Origin of the sequence: Bradyrhizobium sp., from assembly GCF_052389815.1 — a bacterium.
Classification (GTDB): Bacteria; Pseudomonadota; Alphaproteobacteria; order Rhizobiales; family Xanthobacteraceae; genus Bradyrhizobium.
The window spans coordinates 1-14402 of sequence record NZ_JBQTHN010000242.1 but is presented as its reverse complement, the minus strand read 5'-3'; the positions used below and the strand labels follow the sequence as shown (position 1 = coordinate 14402).

Annotated in this window: 21 protein-coding genes and 1 pseudogene; 16 read left to right on the top strand and 6 right to left on the bottom strand. The window is 63.1% G+C overall.

Annotated features, from left to right (window positions below):
- Nucleotides 1-183: 183 nt before the first annotated feature.
- Nucleotides 184-474, top strand: a pseudogene (locus ACT4OC_RS31315) (Dps family protein); the annotation flags it as partial.
- 86 nt (nt 475-560) lie between these two features.
- Here the strand turns inward: ACT4OC_RS31315 and ACT4OC_RS31310 are convergent.
- Both ACT4OC_RS31310 and carA read right to left on the bottom strand, forming a co-directional pair.
- Entirely contained in the window at nt 561-1085 is a 525-nt protein-coding gene (locus tag ACT4OC_RS31310; protein ID WP_444842935.1) for a hypothetical protein, read from the bottom strand.
- A 131-nt stretch (nt 1086-1216) separates the two neighbouring features.
- Entirely contained in the window at nt 1217-2407 is a 1191-nt protein-coding gene (gene carA, locus ACT4OC_RS31305; protein WP_444842934.1) for a glutamine-hydrolyzing carbamoyl-phosphate synthase small subunit, read from the bottom strand.
- 193 nt (nt 2408-2600) lie between these two features.
- Here carA and ACT4OC_RS31300 point away from each other — a divergent pair, with 193 nt between their 5' ends.
- The 7 genes from ACT4OC_RS31300 to ACT4OC_RS31270 all read left to right on the top strand — a co-directional run bounded on the left by ACT4OC_RS31300 (nt 2601) and on the right by ACT4OC_RS31270 (nt 7377).
- A complete protein-coding gene (locus ACT4OC_RS31300) occupies nt 2601-3056 on the top strand; it encodes a GatB/YqeY domain-containing protein (RefSeq protein ID WP_444842933.1) in 456 nt (151 codons plus the stop codon).
- A gap of 181 nt (nt 3057-3237) precedes the next feature.
- Nucleotides 3238-4848, top strand: coding sequence for an acyl-CoA synthetase (locus ACT4OC_RS31295; RefSeq protein ID WP_444842932.1), 1611 nt, complete (start codon nt 3238-3240; stop codon nt 4846-4848).
- Between the two features lie 69 nt (nt 4849-4917).
- Nucleotides 4918-5118, top strand: coding sequence for a hypothetical protein (locus ACT4OC_RS31290; protein WP_444842931.1), 201 nt, complete (start codon nt 4918-4920; stop codon nt 5116-5118).
- Between the two features lie 36 nt (nt 5119-5154).
- A complete protein-coding gene (locus ACT4OC_RS31285; protein WP_444842930.1) occupies nt 5155-5628 on the top strand; it encodes a MarR family winged helix-turn-helix transcriptional regulator in 474 nt (157 codons plus the stop codon).
- A gap of 75 nt (nt 5629-5703) precedes the next feature.
- Nucleotides 5704-6072 carry a nuclear transport factor 2 family protein gene (locus tag ACT4OC_RS31280; RefSeq protein ID WP_444842929.1) on the top strand — a complete coding sequence of 123 codons (369 nt, stop codon included), beginning with the start codon at nt 5704-5706 and terminating at the stop codon, nt 6070-6072.
- A 2-nt stretch (nt 6073-6074) separates the two neighbouring features.
- A complete protein-coding gene (locus ACT4OC_RS31275; protein WP_444842928.1) occupies nt 6075-6518 on the top strand; it encodes a hypothetical protein in 444 nt (147 codons plus the stop codon).
- 82 nt (nt 6519-6600) lie between these two features.
- A complete protein-coding gene (locus tag ACT4OC_RS31270; RefSeq protein ID WP_444842927.1) occupies nt 6601-7377 on the top strand; it encodes a DUF2189 domain-containing protein in 777 nt (258 codons plus the stop codon).
- A gap of 19 nt (nt 7378-7396) precedes the next feature.
- On the opposite strand, the gene ACT4OC_RS31265 is transcribed toward ACT4OC_RS31270, so the two are convergent.
- From ACT4OC_RS31265 to ACT4OC_RS31255, 3 genes are all read right to left on the bottom strand, one after another.
- On the bottom strand, nt 7397-7969 hold the full coding sequence (locus ACT4OC_RS31265) for a Fic/DOC family protein (protein ID WP_444842926.1): 573 nt from the start codon (nt 7967-7969) through the stop codon (nt 7397-7399).
- Nucleotides 7970-8256: 287 nt separating this feature from the next.
- Nucleotides 8257-8772: an SRPBCC family protein gene (locus ACT4OC_RS31260; protein WP_444842925.1), complete on the bottom strand. Its 516-nt coding sequence runs from the start codon at nt 8770-8772 to the stop codon at nt 8257-8259.
- 14 nt (nt 8773-8786) lie between these two features.
- Nucleotides 8787-9101 carry an ArsR/SmtB family transcription factor gene (locus tag ACT4OC_RS31255; protein WP_444842924.1) on the bottom strand — a complete coding sequence of 105 codons (315 nt, stop codon included), beginning with the start codon at nt 9099-9101 and terminating at the stop codon, nt 8787-8789.
- 103 nt (nt 9102-9204) lie between these two features.
- On the opposite strand from ACT4OC_RS31255, the gene ACT4OC_RS31250 reads away from it, so the two are divergent.
- From ACT4OC_RS31250 to ACT4OC_RS31235, 4 genes are all read left to right on the top strand, one after another.
- Nucleotides 9205-9822: a LysE family translocator gene (locus ACT4OC_RS31250; protein ID WP_444842937.1), complete on the top strand. Its 618-nt coding sequence runs from the start codon at nt 9205-9207 to the stop codon at nt 9820-9822.
- A 104-nt stretch (nt 9823-9926) separates the two neighbouring features.
- On the top strand, nt 9927-10856 hold the full coding sequence (locus tag ACT4OC_RS31245; protein ID WP_444842923.1) for a glycine reductase: 930 nt from the start codon (nt 9927-9929) through the stop codon (nt 10854-10856).
- Nucleotides 10857-10877: 21 nt separating this feature from the next.
- Nucleotides 10878-12071, top strand: coding sequence for a CaiB/BaiF CoA transferase family protein (locus tag ACT4OC_RS31240; protein ID WP_444842922.1), 1194 nt, complete (start codon nt 10878-10880; stop codon nt 12069-12071).
- Between the two features lie 9 nt (nt 12072-12080).
- On the top strand, nt 12081-12350 hold the full coding sequence (locus ACT4OC_RS31235) for a hypothetical protein (RefSeq protein ID WP_444842921.1): 270 nt from the start codon (nt 12081-12083) through the stop codon (nt 12348-12350).
- A gap of 37 nt (nt 12351-12387) precedes the next feature.
- Here ACT4OC_RS31235 and ACT4OC_RS31230 read toward each other — a convergent pair whose 3' ends face one another.
- Entirely contained in the window at nt 12388-12597 is a 210-nt protein-coding gene (locus tag ACT4OC_RS31230) for a hypothetical protein (RefSeq protein ID WP_444842920.1), read from the bottom strand.
- A gap of 4 nt (nt 12598-12601) precedes the next feature.
- Between ACT4OC_RS31230 and ACT4OC_RS31225 the strand changes: the two genes are divergently transcribed.
- From ACT4OC_RS31225 to ACT4OC_RS31210, 4 genes are all read left to right on the top strand, one after another.
- Nucleotides 12602-12778, top strand: coding sequence for a hypothetical protein (locus ACT4OC_RS31225; protein WP_444842919.1), 177 nt, complete (start codon nt 12602-12604; stop codon nt 12776-12778).
- A gap of 328 nt (nt 12779-13106) precedes the next feature.
- Nucleotides 13107-13325, top strand: coding sequence for a hypothetical protein (locus ACT4OC_RS31220; protein ID WP_444842918.1), 219 nt, complete (start codon nt 13107-13109; stop codon nt 13323-13325).
- Nucleotides 13326-13643: 318 nt separating this feature from the next.
- Nucleotides 13644-13916, top strand: coding sequence for a 30S ribosomal protein S21 (gene rpsU / locus ACT4OC_RS31215; protein ID WP_444842936.1), 273 nt, complete (start codon nt 13644-13646; stop codon nt 13914-13916).
- A 76-nt stretch (nt 13917-13992) separates the two neighbouring features.
- Nucleotides 13993-14211, top strand: a complete 219-nt coding sequence (locus ACT4OC_RS31210) for a hypothetical protein (protein ID WP_444842917.1) — start codon at nt 13993-13995, stop codon at nt 14209-14211.
- Nucleotides 14212-14402 lie beyond the last annotated feature (191 nt).

Below are 14402 nucleotides of genomic sequence, written 5' to 3'. Positions count from 1 at the left end.
TGCCGGTCGCGATGCAGCTTGCTCACATAGATCGTGTGCGTGTAATCTTAATAGTCGATCCATTCATCCATGGGGGTGAAGGCATCCGGGTGTGGGGTTCCTGCGCAGGAACCGGGGTAGCGATGATGCGTTAATTCGTTCCGCAGGCAATGTCCAATCCGTTTCCCTACAGGAAGGTCCACCCTGAGCAAAGCAAGACAGGACAACAACAAATCCCGCGTTTCCCCCGATCTCGACACCCCGACCGACCTGCCGCAGGCCGCGGTCGACAAGGTCTCGGCGGCGCTCAACGTGCTATTGGCCGATTCCTTCGCGCTCTACCTTAAGACCAAGAATTTCCACTGGCACGTCAGCGGCCGGCACTTCCGCGACTACCATCTGCTGCTCGACGAGCAGTCGGAGGCGATCTTCGCCACCACCGACCAATTGGCCGAGCGCGTACGCAAGCTGGGGGGCGTAGCGTTTCCGTCATTGCGAGGAGCGAAGCGACGAAGCAATCCAGCCTTCTTGTTGCGGCAAAGCTGGATTGCTTCGCTGCGCTCGCAATGACGACTGCGGCGCTACCGCAGCCACAGCCTCACCAGCGGCCCGTCCGCGCCGAGCACCGGATCGGTCTTCGGCACGGCGACCTTTGGAATCTTCTTCAGCGCCTTCGCATGCGCTTCCTTGCTCGGCCGCACCAGGTCCATCGGCGGCCCCGGAGGGTAGGCGCCGACCACCGAGAAATCGCCGCTCGAGGAGATGCATTGATGCCCGGTGCCGGCGGGCAGGATCGCGACGTCGCCCGCGGCAATCTCCAGCACCTCGCCGTGCTCGCCGCCGAAGCGCACGCGGGCATGCCCGCGCGCGATGCCGAGCACCTCGTGCACGGTCGCGTGGTAGTGCGGAAAGTCGTAGACGCCGTTGCGCCACATCGCGCCCCAGCCGTTGGCGCCGAACAGCTTCTCGATCGCCGCTTCGGGATGACCGCCCGCCAAATCCACCGCGCCCTTGTAGACGAGGAACGGCATCGGATTGTTGGGGATGAGGCCATCGTCTGCGAAGACGAAGGTGAGCGGCTTGGCATCGGCAGCGACGACGGACATGGCCCGACTCCGTAGGGTGGGCAAAGGCGCGAAGCGCCGTGCCCACCTTTAAATGCACGGTGCAAGACAGGTGGGCACGCTTTCCGCTTTGCCCACCCTACAACGCAACCGTTATCGGCCGTCCGCGTTCCTTACGCGCTCTTCTTCGCCCGCATCAAATCGGCAAAGCGCTGGAACAGGTAGTGCGAGTCGCGCGGGCCGGGCGAGGCTTCCGGATGGTACTGCACGGAGAAGACCGGCTTGCCGTCGAGCGCGATGCCGCAATTGGAGCCGTCGAACAGCGAGATGTGCGTCTGCGTCGCGCCGTCAGGCAGCGTCGCCTGGTCCACGGCAAAGCCGTGGTTCATCGAGGTGATCTCGACCTTGCCGGTGGTCTCGTCCTTGACCGGATGATTGGCGCCGTGATGGCCCTGATGCATCTTTTTCGTCTTGGCGCCGACGGCAAGGCCGAGCATCTGGTGGCCCAAGCAAATTCCAAACGTCGGCGTGCCCGACTCGATCACCTTCTGGATCACGGGCACCGCGTATTTGCCGGTCGCGGCGGGATCGCCCGGGCCGTTGGACAGGAATACGCCGTCCGGTTTCAGGCTAAGAATATCTTCGGCCGAGGTGGTCGCGGGCACCACCGTCACCTTGCAGCCGACGCCGGCGAGCAGGCGCAGGATGTTGCGCTTGATGCCGTAGTCGATCGCCACGACGTTGAATTGCGGATCGGTCTGCCTGCCAAAGCCCTTGTCCCACGACCATGGCGTCTCGTCCCAGGTGAAGCGCTGGCCGGAAGTGACCATCGGCACGAGGTCCATGCCCTCGAGGCCCGGCCATTCGCGCGCCTCTTCCTTCAGGCCGTGCAGGTCGAACTTGCCATCCCTGGAATGCGCGATCACGGCATTGGGCATGCCCTTGCTGCGGATCAGCGCGGTCAGCGCGCGGGTGTCGATGCCGGAGAGGCCGATGATGCCGCGCGCCTTCAGCCACTGGTCGAGATGGCGGGTGGCGCGGTAGTTCGAGGGATCGGTGATGGCGCTGCGCAGGATCACGCCGCGGGCGCCGGGCGTTGCCGCCATGTTCACCGTCTCGATGTCTTCCTCGTTGGTGCCGACATTGCCGATATGCGGGAAGGTGAAGGTGATGATCTGGCCGGCATAGGAGGGATCGGTCAGGATCTCCTCATAGCCGGTCATGGCGGTGTTGAAGCAGACTTCGCCGACGGCCTGTCCTTCCGCGCCGAGGCCAAAACCTTCCAGCACGGTGCCATCGGCGAGCACGAGGAGCGCGGTCGGTTTGAGGTCCGGCCAGGCGGGAGCGTTTTCAGATGTGGTCATGAGCGCTCTACATAGTGGGAGCGGCCGCGCCCGTCAAAGCCGAAGCGGGCGGATTCACACGCGATTTCCGCATATTTGGCCGGCAATTCCGCCGGTTTGGCTGGCGACGGGCCGTCCCGGGCGACGCGGAACCGATTGTTTCCCCGGCCCGAACCGCCTAGATCAGGGCCCGGACAGCCGAAAGGACGATTTGATGCTGCGCGACGACATCAACAACGCGGTCAAGGAAGCGATGAAGGCCAAGGACGAGCGCAAGCTCTCCACCTTGCGCATGGTCAATTCCACCATCAAGAACGCCGACATCGACGCGCGCGGGCAGGGCAAGCCGCCGCTGTCCGACGCCGACCTGCTCGGCCTGTTCCAGAAGATGATCAAGCAGCGCCAGGAATCGGTCGAGCTCTACGACAAGGGTGGCCGCGCCGAACTCGCCGCCCAGGAGCGCGAGGAAATCGCGATCATCTCGGCCTATCTGCCCAAGCAGATGTCGGAGGACGACGTGAAGGCCGCAATCGCGGCCGCGATCGCCGAGACCGGGGCCGCCGGCATGAAGGACATGGGCAAGGTGATCGGCGTGCTGCGCGCGAAGTTCGCCGGCCAGATGGATTTCGGCAAGGCCAGCGGCATGGTGAAGGCGGCGCTGACGGGCTAGCCGCGCGGTCCGCAGTTCCTCGCGAGCGCCCGAATACCTCCGCGGCGTCATGCCCGGCCTTGTGCCGGGCATCCACGTCTTTAAAACTAGCGGCAAGAGAAGACGTGGATGGCCGGGACAAGAGGGGGAAGACGCGCTTCGCGCTTTTGCCCGGCCATGGCGAAGGATGGACGCCGGGCGCATGCTCACCGAAGCCAAAACCTATGACGAGCTCTACCGGGACTTCCGCTGGGACATCCCCGCGCGCTTCAACATCGCTGCCGCCTGCTGCGACCGCCATGCCGACGGCTCGGGCCGCCTGGCGCTGATCTATGTCGACGAGGACGGCGGCACCACGCGCACGTCCTTTGACGCCGTCGCCGACGCCTCGCGCCGCTTTGCCAATGTGATGAAGGCCGATGGCCTCGTGCGCGGCGATCGCGTCGCGGTGTTCCTGTCGCAATCGCTGGAATTGCCGATCACGCATCTGGCTGCCTTCCGCTCCGGCATGATTTCGATCCCGCTGTTTGCGCTGTTCGGCGAGGACGCGCTGGAATTCCGCCTGTCGAATTCCGAAGCGAAAGCCATCGTCACCGACGAAGGCGGCTGGGAAAAACTGGCAAGGATACGCGAGCGGCTGCCGGCACTGAAGAATGTCTATGTCGTCGGCGACAGGACGCCGCCGGCCACGCAATCATTCTGGACCACGCTGAGGGCAGCATCGCCCGAATTCGCAACCGTCGATACGTCGTGCGACGATCCCGCGCTGATCATCTACACGTCGGGCACCACAGGTAACCCGAAAGGCGCGCTGCATGCGCACCGCGTCGTGCTCGGCCATCTGCCCAATGTCGAGATGTGCCACAACTTCCTGCCGCGTCCGGGCGATCTGATGTGGACGCCGGCCGACTGGGCCTGGATCGGCGGGCTGATCAACGCCCTGCTCGCGTTCTGGTATCACGGCATCCCGATCGTCGGGCATCGTGCGCGCAAGTTCGAGCCGCAGGCGGCCATGGAGCTGATGGCGAGGCTGAACATCCGCAACGTCTTCCTGCCGCCGACGGCGCTGAAGCTGATGCGGCAGGCGGGCGTCGGGCATCCCGGCGTCAGGCTGCGCAGCATTTTTACGGGCGGCGAGTCGCTCGGCGGCGAACTTCTGGGCTGGGTGCGCGAGACCCTCGGCGTCGACGCCCACGAGGTGTTCGGCCAAACCGAATGCAATCTCGTGATCGGCAGCAACGCCAACCTGTTCCCGATTCGCCCGGGCTCGATGGGCAAGGCGACGCCCGGCTTCGACGTCCGCATCGTCAACGACAGGGGCGAGGAGCTGCCGCGGGGCACGCGGGGCATCGTCGGCGTGCGCCAGCCGTGCCCCTGCACCATGATCGAATACTGGCGCAATCCGGAAGACACCGCGAAGAAATATGCCGGCGAGTTCCTGCTGACCGGCGATCTCGGCACCCAGGATGACGACGGCTATTTCTGGTACGTCAGCCGCGAGGACGACGTCATCACCACGGCCGGCTATCGCGTCGGCCCGTCCGAGATCGAGCACACCTTGATGAAGCATCCGGCGGTCGCCATGGCCGCCGTGGTCGGCATTCCCGATCCGATCCGTACCGAATCGATCAAGGCCTGGATCGTGCTGCGGCCGGGCTTTGCTGCGGGCGAAGCGCTGGCGCGGGAAATCCAGGAATTCGTCAAGGTCCAGCTCGCCGCCCATGAATATCCGCGCTTCGTGCAGTTTACCGAGACCCTGCCGATGACCGCCACCGGAAAGGTGCTGCGGCGGGAATTGCGAGGGCTGGGATAGGGTTGCGCTGCGTCAACGCGCCCGGGGCGCGCGCGCAGCTAGAGTTTTCGTTGTCAGGAGCCATGAATCATGAACGATTACAGCATTCTCTCGTTGTCGGAACTCAACGACCGCATCGCGATCCTTCGCGACAACATCAGGCAGTTGACGGAACAGGCAACGGGATCGTCGGGCGCCTTCAACGAAGAGCGGACTGCCGAACGTATCGAGCAGCAGCAAGCCGAGCTCGATGCGCTGATCAAGGAGCGCGAGTCGAGGGTGAAGAAATAGGTCGGCGCATTCCGTAAATTCGACGCGGTAGGAAAAATGCCAGCAAACACTTCGCGCGCCGCGGACCTGCACCGTGCTTCGCTCGGGAAGCTGCACGATTTGGATGCGGCCCTGGAGCTCATGTATTACGGCTGGCGCGGCATGACGCTTTCGGCGGACCGCTATCTTGCCACGCTCGGCCTGTCGCGCGCCCACCACCGCGTTCTCTATGTCGTGGCACGACAGCCCGATATCTCGATCGGCGCCCTGATCGAAATCCTCGGCATCTCCAAGCAGGCGCTGAACCGGCCGCTCAGCCAGTTGCAGCAGCGCAAGTTGGTGACGGCGAGGCGGTCGCCTGAACAACATCGCTCGAAGCTCCTGCAACTGACCGCCGAGGGCAGGCGCGTCGAACAGCGGGCATCGGGCTACGAGCGCAAGGTCATGCGCGAGGCGTTTGATCGCGTCGGACCTTCCGGCGCTGCGGCCTGGATCGCCGTCATGCAAGCCATCGCCGACAGCAGCGGGTGACCATAAGGTCAATATAGTTGACATGAGAATTGCGCCGTGCCATCCTGCCGCCGTTGAACGACGGGGGATGAGGGCATGGGCGGACGGGCAATGGACCGGGCGAGCGCCGGACGGTTCGTCGAGGCGTGGTGTGCGAACTGGTGCAAGGTCGATATCGACGCGGTGGTGGCGCATTTTGCCGGGAACGCGGAGATGCGCAGTCCGCTTGCGCTCAAGTTTACGGATTCTCCCGTCGTCGCGGGGGCCGAGAACATCCGGGCCTACTGGCAAAAGGCTTACGGCGCCATCGAGAGCGCAGACCTGAAGATCCTCGCCTGGAGCTGGGACGATACGATCGCTCGTCTGACGGTCTGGTGGCAGCTCGGTGACACGCGCGCCATCGAATTCATGGATTTCGACGACGACGGCCGCGTGGTGCGCAGCGAGGCCTTTTACGGAAAGTAGCCATGAGCTTTGCCGATTTCGTCCTCCTGCTGAACACGCTGTGGTTCGGCGGCGCGTTCATTCAGTTCAGCGTCGCCCAGCACAACACGCTGAAGATCCTGGTGCCGCGCGAGGAGCGCGCAAATCCGATTGCGCCGACCTTGTCGGCCAGCGTGGCGTTTCTGGGCGCGATGAACCTGCCGATCGGCTTATTGTCGCTGTATCTTCTATTGTTCCGGCCGCCCTTCTTTCAGGCGATCGATGCGCAGCTCGCGCTGTTCGTGTTCTTCTCTGCCTGTCACTTCAGCCAGTTTGCCTACAATCTGCCGGTTCTGATGCGCGGCGGCCGGATCGGGGTAGCCTATTGGCCCGTCCTGAGAGGGCCGATGCTGCGGATTTTTGTCATCGACGCGGCGCTGTTCGTTGCCAATCTGGTTGCGGCGGTTTTGCTGGTGCCGCGTGTCTGACGACGCGGCTTGATCAGGATCAACACGCCGCCCGCTTTGCCGGGCACCATCTGCCCCCAAACGATTTGGGGAGGAAGCGCCGATGTCGATCTCCGGCAAGACCGATCCGGTGGTGCGGCCGATCGCGGCGGCCGACATTGCCGAAGCTTTGGGGCAGGGGCTGCGCGATTTCCAGGCCATGCCGCTCTATGGGCTCGCCTTCGGCGCACTTTATGCCGCCGGCGGCATCCTGATCGTGCTGAGCCTCACCGCCTTCGGCATGGTCTATCTCGCTTACCCCATCGCCGCAGGCTTTGCGCTGATCGGCCCGTTCGTCGCCATCGGCCTCTATGAGATGAGCCGCCGCCGCGAGAACGGCGAACCGGTCACGCTCGGTGCCATCTGGAGCACGGTGCGCTCCCGCACCGAGCTCGGCTGGATGGCCTTCGTCACGCTCTTCGTCTTCGTGATCTGGATGTACCAGGTGCGGCTCCTGATCGCCCTGATCCTCGGCATCAACGCCTCGTTCTCCAGCGTCCAGCAGTTCATCACGGTGGTGCTCACCACCAACGAGGGGCTGTTGTTCCTCGCCATCGGCAATGCGGTGGGCGCCGCGCTGTCGCTGATCCTGTTCTCGCTGACCGTGGTGTCGTTCCCGCTGCTGCTCGACCGCGACGTCGATTTCGTCACCGCCATGGTCACCAGTGTCCGCGCCGTGGTGGCGAGCCCGGTCCCGATGATCGGCTGGGCCGCCGTCATCGTGGTGGTCCTGATCGTCTCGGCGATCCCGTATTTCCTCGGCCTCGTGGTGACGCTGCCGGTGCTCGGCCACGCCACCTGGCACCTCTACCGCCGCATCGTCGCCCCGCTGCCGGATTAGCGCCGCCGCTGGCGCGCCTTCAGGCAATCAAGTCTTTGATGACTTCGGCCAGCGGATCTTCCTCGCCATTAAAGCTCGCGATCATCGCGGCCAGCATCGAATCCGGATCAAGCCGCTCGAGATCGAGAGGATGTCCGGCGCGACTGGAAACCAGTGCAAGGAAAGTGAGCTGCGAGCGGCCATTTCCTTCGCGGAAGGCATGAATGGCGTTCAATTCAGCCAGGAAATGCGCGGCTTCGCGCGAGAAGGAGCTTGCGTCCATATTCCGCAGGTAATCGGCGGCCCTCAGTTGATCGAACAGCCGGGTCGCCTGACCCTCGATGTTCTCGGGGAAGCAGAATGGATTGCCGCCCTTGAACAACCGGACGGTTCGTACCTGTCCTGCCCACTCGTACACATCCTGAAAAAGGTGATGGTGGATTGACTTATAGTGTACGAAATCCAGTACGCCTTCAGGTAGCGGCTCTTCAGCCCGGGCACTGGATATTTCCGCCTCGAAGGCATCGAGTTCTGCCTGCCCTCGCAGTCCGAGCTTGTTTACCAGGACTGTCGAGTTCTCGTAGGTGTAGGGATCGTCGACCGCGTCATACATACGCGGTCCCGCTCAGCCCTTCCGGTGGTTGCGGATGATCGTTTCGCGATACTCATCCGGGGACAGCTTCTTGGAGCGGGCGAGCCTACCTCGCTTATTCATGGCGTCGGTCAATTGGATTCCCTCAACGGCACTTATTTTTGCAAAGCTCCGCCTTCCAAGCACAAATGCGTCGCCCTTGGGTCCGGTTGCCGCTGTATTTCCTTTTCTCTTGGCCATGAATTTATACTAGCACGAATCGCTCCTTGACGCACGCCCGACGGCGTCGCTTACCCGATGGCCAGCAGTCACATTGGCGTCTTGATCCCCATCGCCTTCAGCGCGTCGAGCATGCGCTGCGGCGGCGCCATCTGCACGGCGAGCGGCTTGCCCGTCTCCAGCACGCTCTTCAGGCTGGAGAGGATCGCAGGCCAGCCGCTGCGGCCGCCGGAGAGGATGTCGTCGGAAAGCTCGCGATCCTGCGACTGGATCAGCGTCAACCGCACGGTCTCGCCCGCCTGCTCGATCTCCCAGGTGACGAGCGTCGGGCCGAGCTTCTCGACCAGCTCCGGCCAGTTGACGTTGAAGGTGACGGTGAGTTTTCGAGGGCGTTCGCATTCGATCACCTCGCCCGAGATGTGCAGCGCGCCGTCCGGCGTGCGTACGATATAGGCGCCGCCGACCCGGAGATCGACCTCGACCGAATTTCCGAAGAAATACTGCCGGCTGAATTCGGCCGATGTCAGCGCTTGCCACACCTTCTGCGGCGTGGACGCGATATAGATCGTGTAGACGATCGCCGGCTTGAACTTTGCGATATCCATCGGGGTACTCCAACCTAACTCTCGTTCTGCTCCAGTTTTCGCTTCAACTCGCCGAGTGCGACGAGCTTCGCGCGCTCGAATTTTTTGATCCAGCGTTCCCCGATCTGATGGATCGGCACCGGATTGAGGTAGTGCAGCTTTTCGCGGCCGTGCCGGATCGAAGAGACGAGGTTTGCGTCCTCCAGGATCGAAAGGTGCTTGGTCACGGCCTGCCGCGTCATGGCAAGCCCCTCGCACAGCTCGTTCAGGGTCTGGCCGTTCCTGGCGTGCAGCCGATCCAGCAGCGACCGCCGTGACGGATCCGCCAGCGCCTTGAAGACTTCATCCATGCGCCGACGATAGGCAACCAAAAGGTTGCATGTCAAGTAGCGTTTTCGGACGCGACATGCATAATGTCGCGATCATCCTCCCGCCGCAGGTTCCCCCGTCATGATGTCGCTGCAAGCCTATCTCGCCTTCGTCGTCGCCTGCATTGCGCTGGCGCTGTTGCCCGGTCCGATCGTCAGTCTCCTGATCGCCAACGGGCTGCGCTACGGCACGCGCGCGGCGCTGATCAATGTCGCGGGCGCGCAGGCGGGGCTTACGATCGTGATCGGCATTGTCGCGATCGGACTGACCTCGTTGATGGCCACCATGGGTTACTGGTTCGACTGGGTGCGCTTCGCCGGCGCCGCCTACCTGGTCTGGCTCGGTATCAAGCTGATCCGTTCTCCCGTCGAAGGCCTCAGCGTGGACGAGAAGCCCGCGCCGCCGCGCGGCGGCTTCTTCTTGCAGGGTTTTCTGGTCCTGCTGTCGAACCCGAAGGTGCTGGTGTTCTTCGGCGCCTTCATTCCCCAGTTTATGGACATGAGCCAGCCGCACTTTCCGCAAGTGGCGTTGCTCGGCATCACCTTCATGGTTACCGCGGTCATGACCGATGCGATCTATGCCTTGCTTGCCGGCCGGGCCCGAAAGTTCTTCTCGGCAGAGCGCACGCGGCTGGTCTCGCGCATCTCCGGCGGCTTCATGATCGGCGGCGGCATCTGGCTGGCGCTGACCCGGGCGAAGTGAGGGGCGGGGAAGCGTATTTGCATCGCCGCCCTGCTGAGCCGGCCTTGCAGGGGATTGGCAGGGAATCTACGCTGGGCTTCAAATAAAGAAGCACGGAGAGAAACATGGCCGCCCCGTCAGACGACGATTTCGGCTTCGCACCCGACCATGACTCTCCGGTTCCCTACATGCAGCGGACGCGCGATTACTACGCTGCGATCGGCTACACGGCGCCTTACCGCTGGGCCCACTATACCGACGCGCCGTTCCAGCCGCCGACGAAGCCGCTTTCGCAATCGCGCGTGACCATCATCACCACGGCCGCGCCCTACGATCCCTCGAAAGGCGATCAGGGCCCCGGCGCCGCCTACAATGGCAGTGCCAAGTTCTACCAGGTCTATGACGGCGACACGTCGGCCGAGCACGATCTGCGCATCTCTCACATCGGCTACGACCGCAAGCACACCACGGCGACCGACAACGGCACCTGGTTTCCGCTGCCGCAGCTTCTGAAAGCCAGGGCGGGAGGCCGCATCGGCGAGGTGGCGCCGCGCTTCTTCGGCGCGCCGACCAACCGCAGCCATCGCGTCACCATCGACGTCGATGCGCCTGAAATCCTCACCCGCTGCCGGGCCGACAAGGTCGACGTCGCCGTGCTGGTGCCGAACTGCCCGGTCTGTCACCAGACCACCGCACTCGTTGCCCGGCATCTCGAAGCCAACGGGATTCCAACCGTGGTGATGGGATGCGCCAAGGACATCATCGAGCACGCCGCCGTGCCGCGTTTCCTGTTCTCGGATTTTCCGCTCGGCAATTCCGCCGGCAAGCCGCACGATGCGGCCTCGCAGGAGCTGACGCTCGAGCTGGCGCTGCGCCTGCTGGAAAGCGCCGCGGGCGCGCGCACCACCATGCAGTCGCCGTTGCGCTGGAGCGAGGACGCCGCCTGGAAGCTCGATTACAACAATGTGGCGCAGCTCTCTCCGGAGGAGCTGGCGCGGCGCCGCGCCGAGTTCGACAAGCAGAAGGAAATTGCGCGCGGCAACCGCGCCGCCTGAGCTGTGGCGGGAGATGCGCGCGTGACCCGACCGTTCGAAGGTGTGAAGATCCTGGACTTCACGCAGGTGCTCGCCGGCCCCTACGCCAGCTATCAGCTGGCGCTGCTCGGCGCCGACGTCATCAAGGTGGAACGGCGCGAGGGCGAGGAGATGCGCCGCACGCCGCTTTCCCGCGAATGGGCAGATCGCGGCCTTGCGCCGGGCTGGCAGGCGATCAACGGCAACAAACGCAGCCTGACACTCGACCTCTCCAAGCCTGAGGCGATCGCAATCGTCAAACAGCTCGCCGCGCAAGCCGACGTGGTCATGGAAAATTTCCGCCCCGGCGTGATGGACAAGCTCGGCATCGGCTATGCGGCGCTGTCGCAAGTCAATCCGCGGCTGATCTATTGCGCCATCAGCGGCTTCGGCCAGACCGGCCCGGACCGGCTCGGCGCCGGCTATGACGGCAAGATCCAGGCGATGAGCGGCATCATGGCGATCACCGGCCATGCCGAAACCGGGCCGACGCGCGCCGGCTTTGCGGTGTGCGACGTGCTGTCGGGCGCCACCGCCGCGTTTGGCGTGTCCAGCGCGTTGTTCCAGCGCAACGCGACCGGCAAGGGGCAGCTCGTCGACGTTTCCATGCTGGAGGCGACGTTGGCTTTTCTTTCCGGGCAGATCGCCGATTACTCGGTGGCCGGCCACAAGCAGCAACTCTCCGGCAACCAGGCCGTCAGCCGCCGCCCCACCGCCAACCTGTTCAAGGCAGGCGGCGGGTACATCCTGCTTGCCGTCAACACCGAGAAGCAGTACCGCGCGCTGATGACCGCTCTCGGCTGCGAGGCGACGTTCGAGGACCCGCGCTTCGCCGACTGGTTCGAGCGGCGGAACAACGAGCCGGCGCTGCGCGCCATCATCGAGGAGAAGCTTGCGGCCAAAGATGCGCGCGAGTGGGAGAAGATACTGGAGGCCGCCGGCGCGCCCTGCGCCAGCATCTGGAAGGTCGAGGAAACGATCGACCATCCGCAGATCGCCGCGCGCGGCGCCATCCAGGAGCTCGACACGCCCTACGGCCGCCTGCGCTTCGCCGGCAGCGGTTTCCGCCTCGAACACGGCGGCGGTCGCCTCGACCGCATGGCACCCGCGCTCGGCGCCCACACCGACGAGGTGCTGCGCTCGCTCGGCTACGACGTGGACGCGATTGCGGGATTGCGGGTGCGGGAGGTGGTGTGAGATGTCGGCATGCGCAAGACGCTTCCAGGAGCAGCCGTCGAGAGGTTCGTCGGCTCTCGCCCACACTATGAGATCGGTTATGTCGTTCTACACATTGCCGACGAGCGCCCAAACGATCAACACGATCGCGATCAAGATCAGGGCTGGAGCAATATGGAGAGGATAGGGATCGTTCTTCATTGCAAAGTCTTCCATACGCACACGCTGAAGCATAATCCGGAAGAGTGTGAAGCGGCCTTCCAAAAAGATCATGCTCAAACAAAGGGCAAAGCGAGATGACGATTTGAAAAAAAGTCATCTCGCTTTAGCTGTGCTTTCAGCCGGCTTCCAGGCTTGCCAGCGCTGCCTGTCCAAGTTCCACGGGATCGCGTTCGCCGGTTGCAGCACAGGCGAGCACGTTCTGTGCGATCTGCAAACGGTTGCCCGTCGTGAGCATCAGTGGCGACAGTGAGGCAAGGGCGTCGTCGAAAACCGCCTTGAAACCTGCCAACTCTTCGGGAGAGTACGCGACATCCTGAGCGATCATTGTAATGACCTTCCTGTTTCCCGGACGGCCGGCCGCGCACGAGGCCAAGGCAGCTGACCGCATCACTGACGAAAATCGGTCACGAGAACCGGTCGCGGTGGTGAGTGCGGTGCGCAACACCAACATCGCGAATGTAGAACTCCGTCGCGACCGCAACGGATGGCGCAATGCAGCCGAATGACCACCATCGTCGGCTCGAGTCGCAAAAGCAAGCGATATGAACGACAGGGGTGCTGTCGGATCGGCATGGCGCGTCGATTCAGCATTGCCGCATCGTTAACCGGCGATGTGTTGCAATCGATCGCATCGTCCGTTCGAGGGCACACGATGCGCTCAATCGCAGCGAACAGCCAACGGTTTCGGGAAGGGATGCAGACTGGCCGATTGGCCACGAAGATGATTTTCATTCAAGGATGCATCGCCCGAGATCGAGTGAATTGTTCGACTCTGGAGTAACGACAAGGCATGACCTTGGGGATACGATCACTGCCGATGAGAGGAGGTTTCAATTGACCATTGCGGAAGATATTCTCGACTTGTTGAAGCGCAAACGTCGGCTGAAGTTGGCCGCCATCGATATCGCGGAAATGCTCTACTGGGAGGACAAGACCTATCAGCAACGTGTCAAGTCTGACTGTTCGATCCTGTACGAACAGGGGAAGTTGACCCGCGATGGATCGGGCAGCGTTGCCGACCCCTACACCTACGGCATCGCGCCGGCGCGATAGTTGCCGACGCGCCAGGCGCGATATATCCCGCCCAGCCGCCTCGAATCCGGATTCTTCTTCTCGGCCTTCGGCGTCCTGATCGGCTGGACCTGCTGCCATGCCAGGCTTTGCTCCCAGATGGTTGACCGCGAACGTTGCAATTGACACACCTGCCCATGACGTGGTCACGTCCGTTACGTCTCCCCCTCTGAGACCGCTGCTGCTTTCGGTACGGTGAAGAAGTCACCGATACGATCATCCTCCATTGTTACATCACTCCTGCGCAATTGGCTGCCATGCAGGACTGTCCGTTTGCAGCCAGGTCGCGAGGAGCAGATTTTGCAGGTATTCGTCCGCGACAACAACGTTGAGCAGGCGCTTCGCGTCCTCAAGAAGAAGATGCAGCGCGAGGGCGTATTCAGGGAAATGCGGCGACGCCGGTTTTACGAGAAGCCTTCCGAGCAAGCCGCAAGAAGGAAATCCGATGCTGTGCGCCGCATGCGCAAGCTCGCGCGAAAGCAGGCGATTCGCGATGGCCTGATCGCGCCTCCGCCCAGGAAGAAGAAGGAGGAGGCGATCAAGCGGCCGGTCCTCGAACCGGCAAGAACCTGACAGGGACGGCTTTCAGCTCTTCTCGTCCGTCCTGCTCGCATCGATGCGTTGTGCATCCGCCAGATCCATGGACCCGATGGATATCATTTCCATGGCGCTGCGAGTGGGGCCAGTCACCAGGATCATGGTGGCGATCCGCCGACCTGACGCAGCAACCACCATGCGCCCTTTCAGTTCGATTGAACACGGTTTCCGTCCACGCCGGGAGGCCATTCGCGATATTAGGGCTGGCTATCCGGATCAGGCGAGCGTACGGTTCTTCATCACCGTCCTGTTGCGCGGCATGTACCGGTGACTGAGGGTAACAAACGCTCCCGCCGAAGAAGCAGGAAGATGCATTGTCCCGGTTTCGCCTGGCTGATTGGATCGTGCCGCCGGTGATCATCCCGCTGTTCCCTGTACTTGTCATAGTGGCAGCAGCCTTGCGCGGATAGGACGACGCGGATGCAACACGTAAGGCGGAAGTGATCCGCAGCTTTGCGAGTA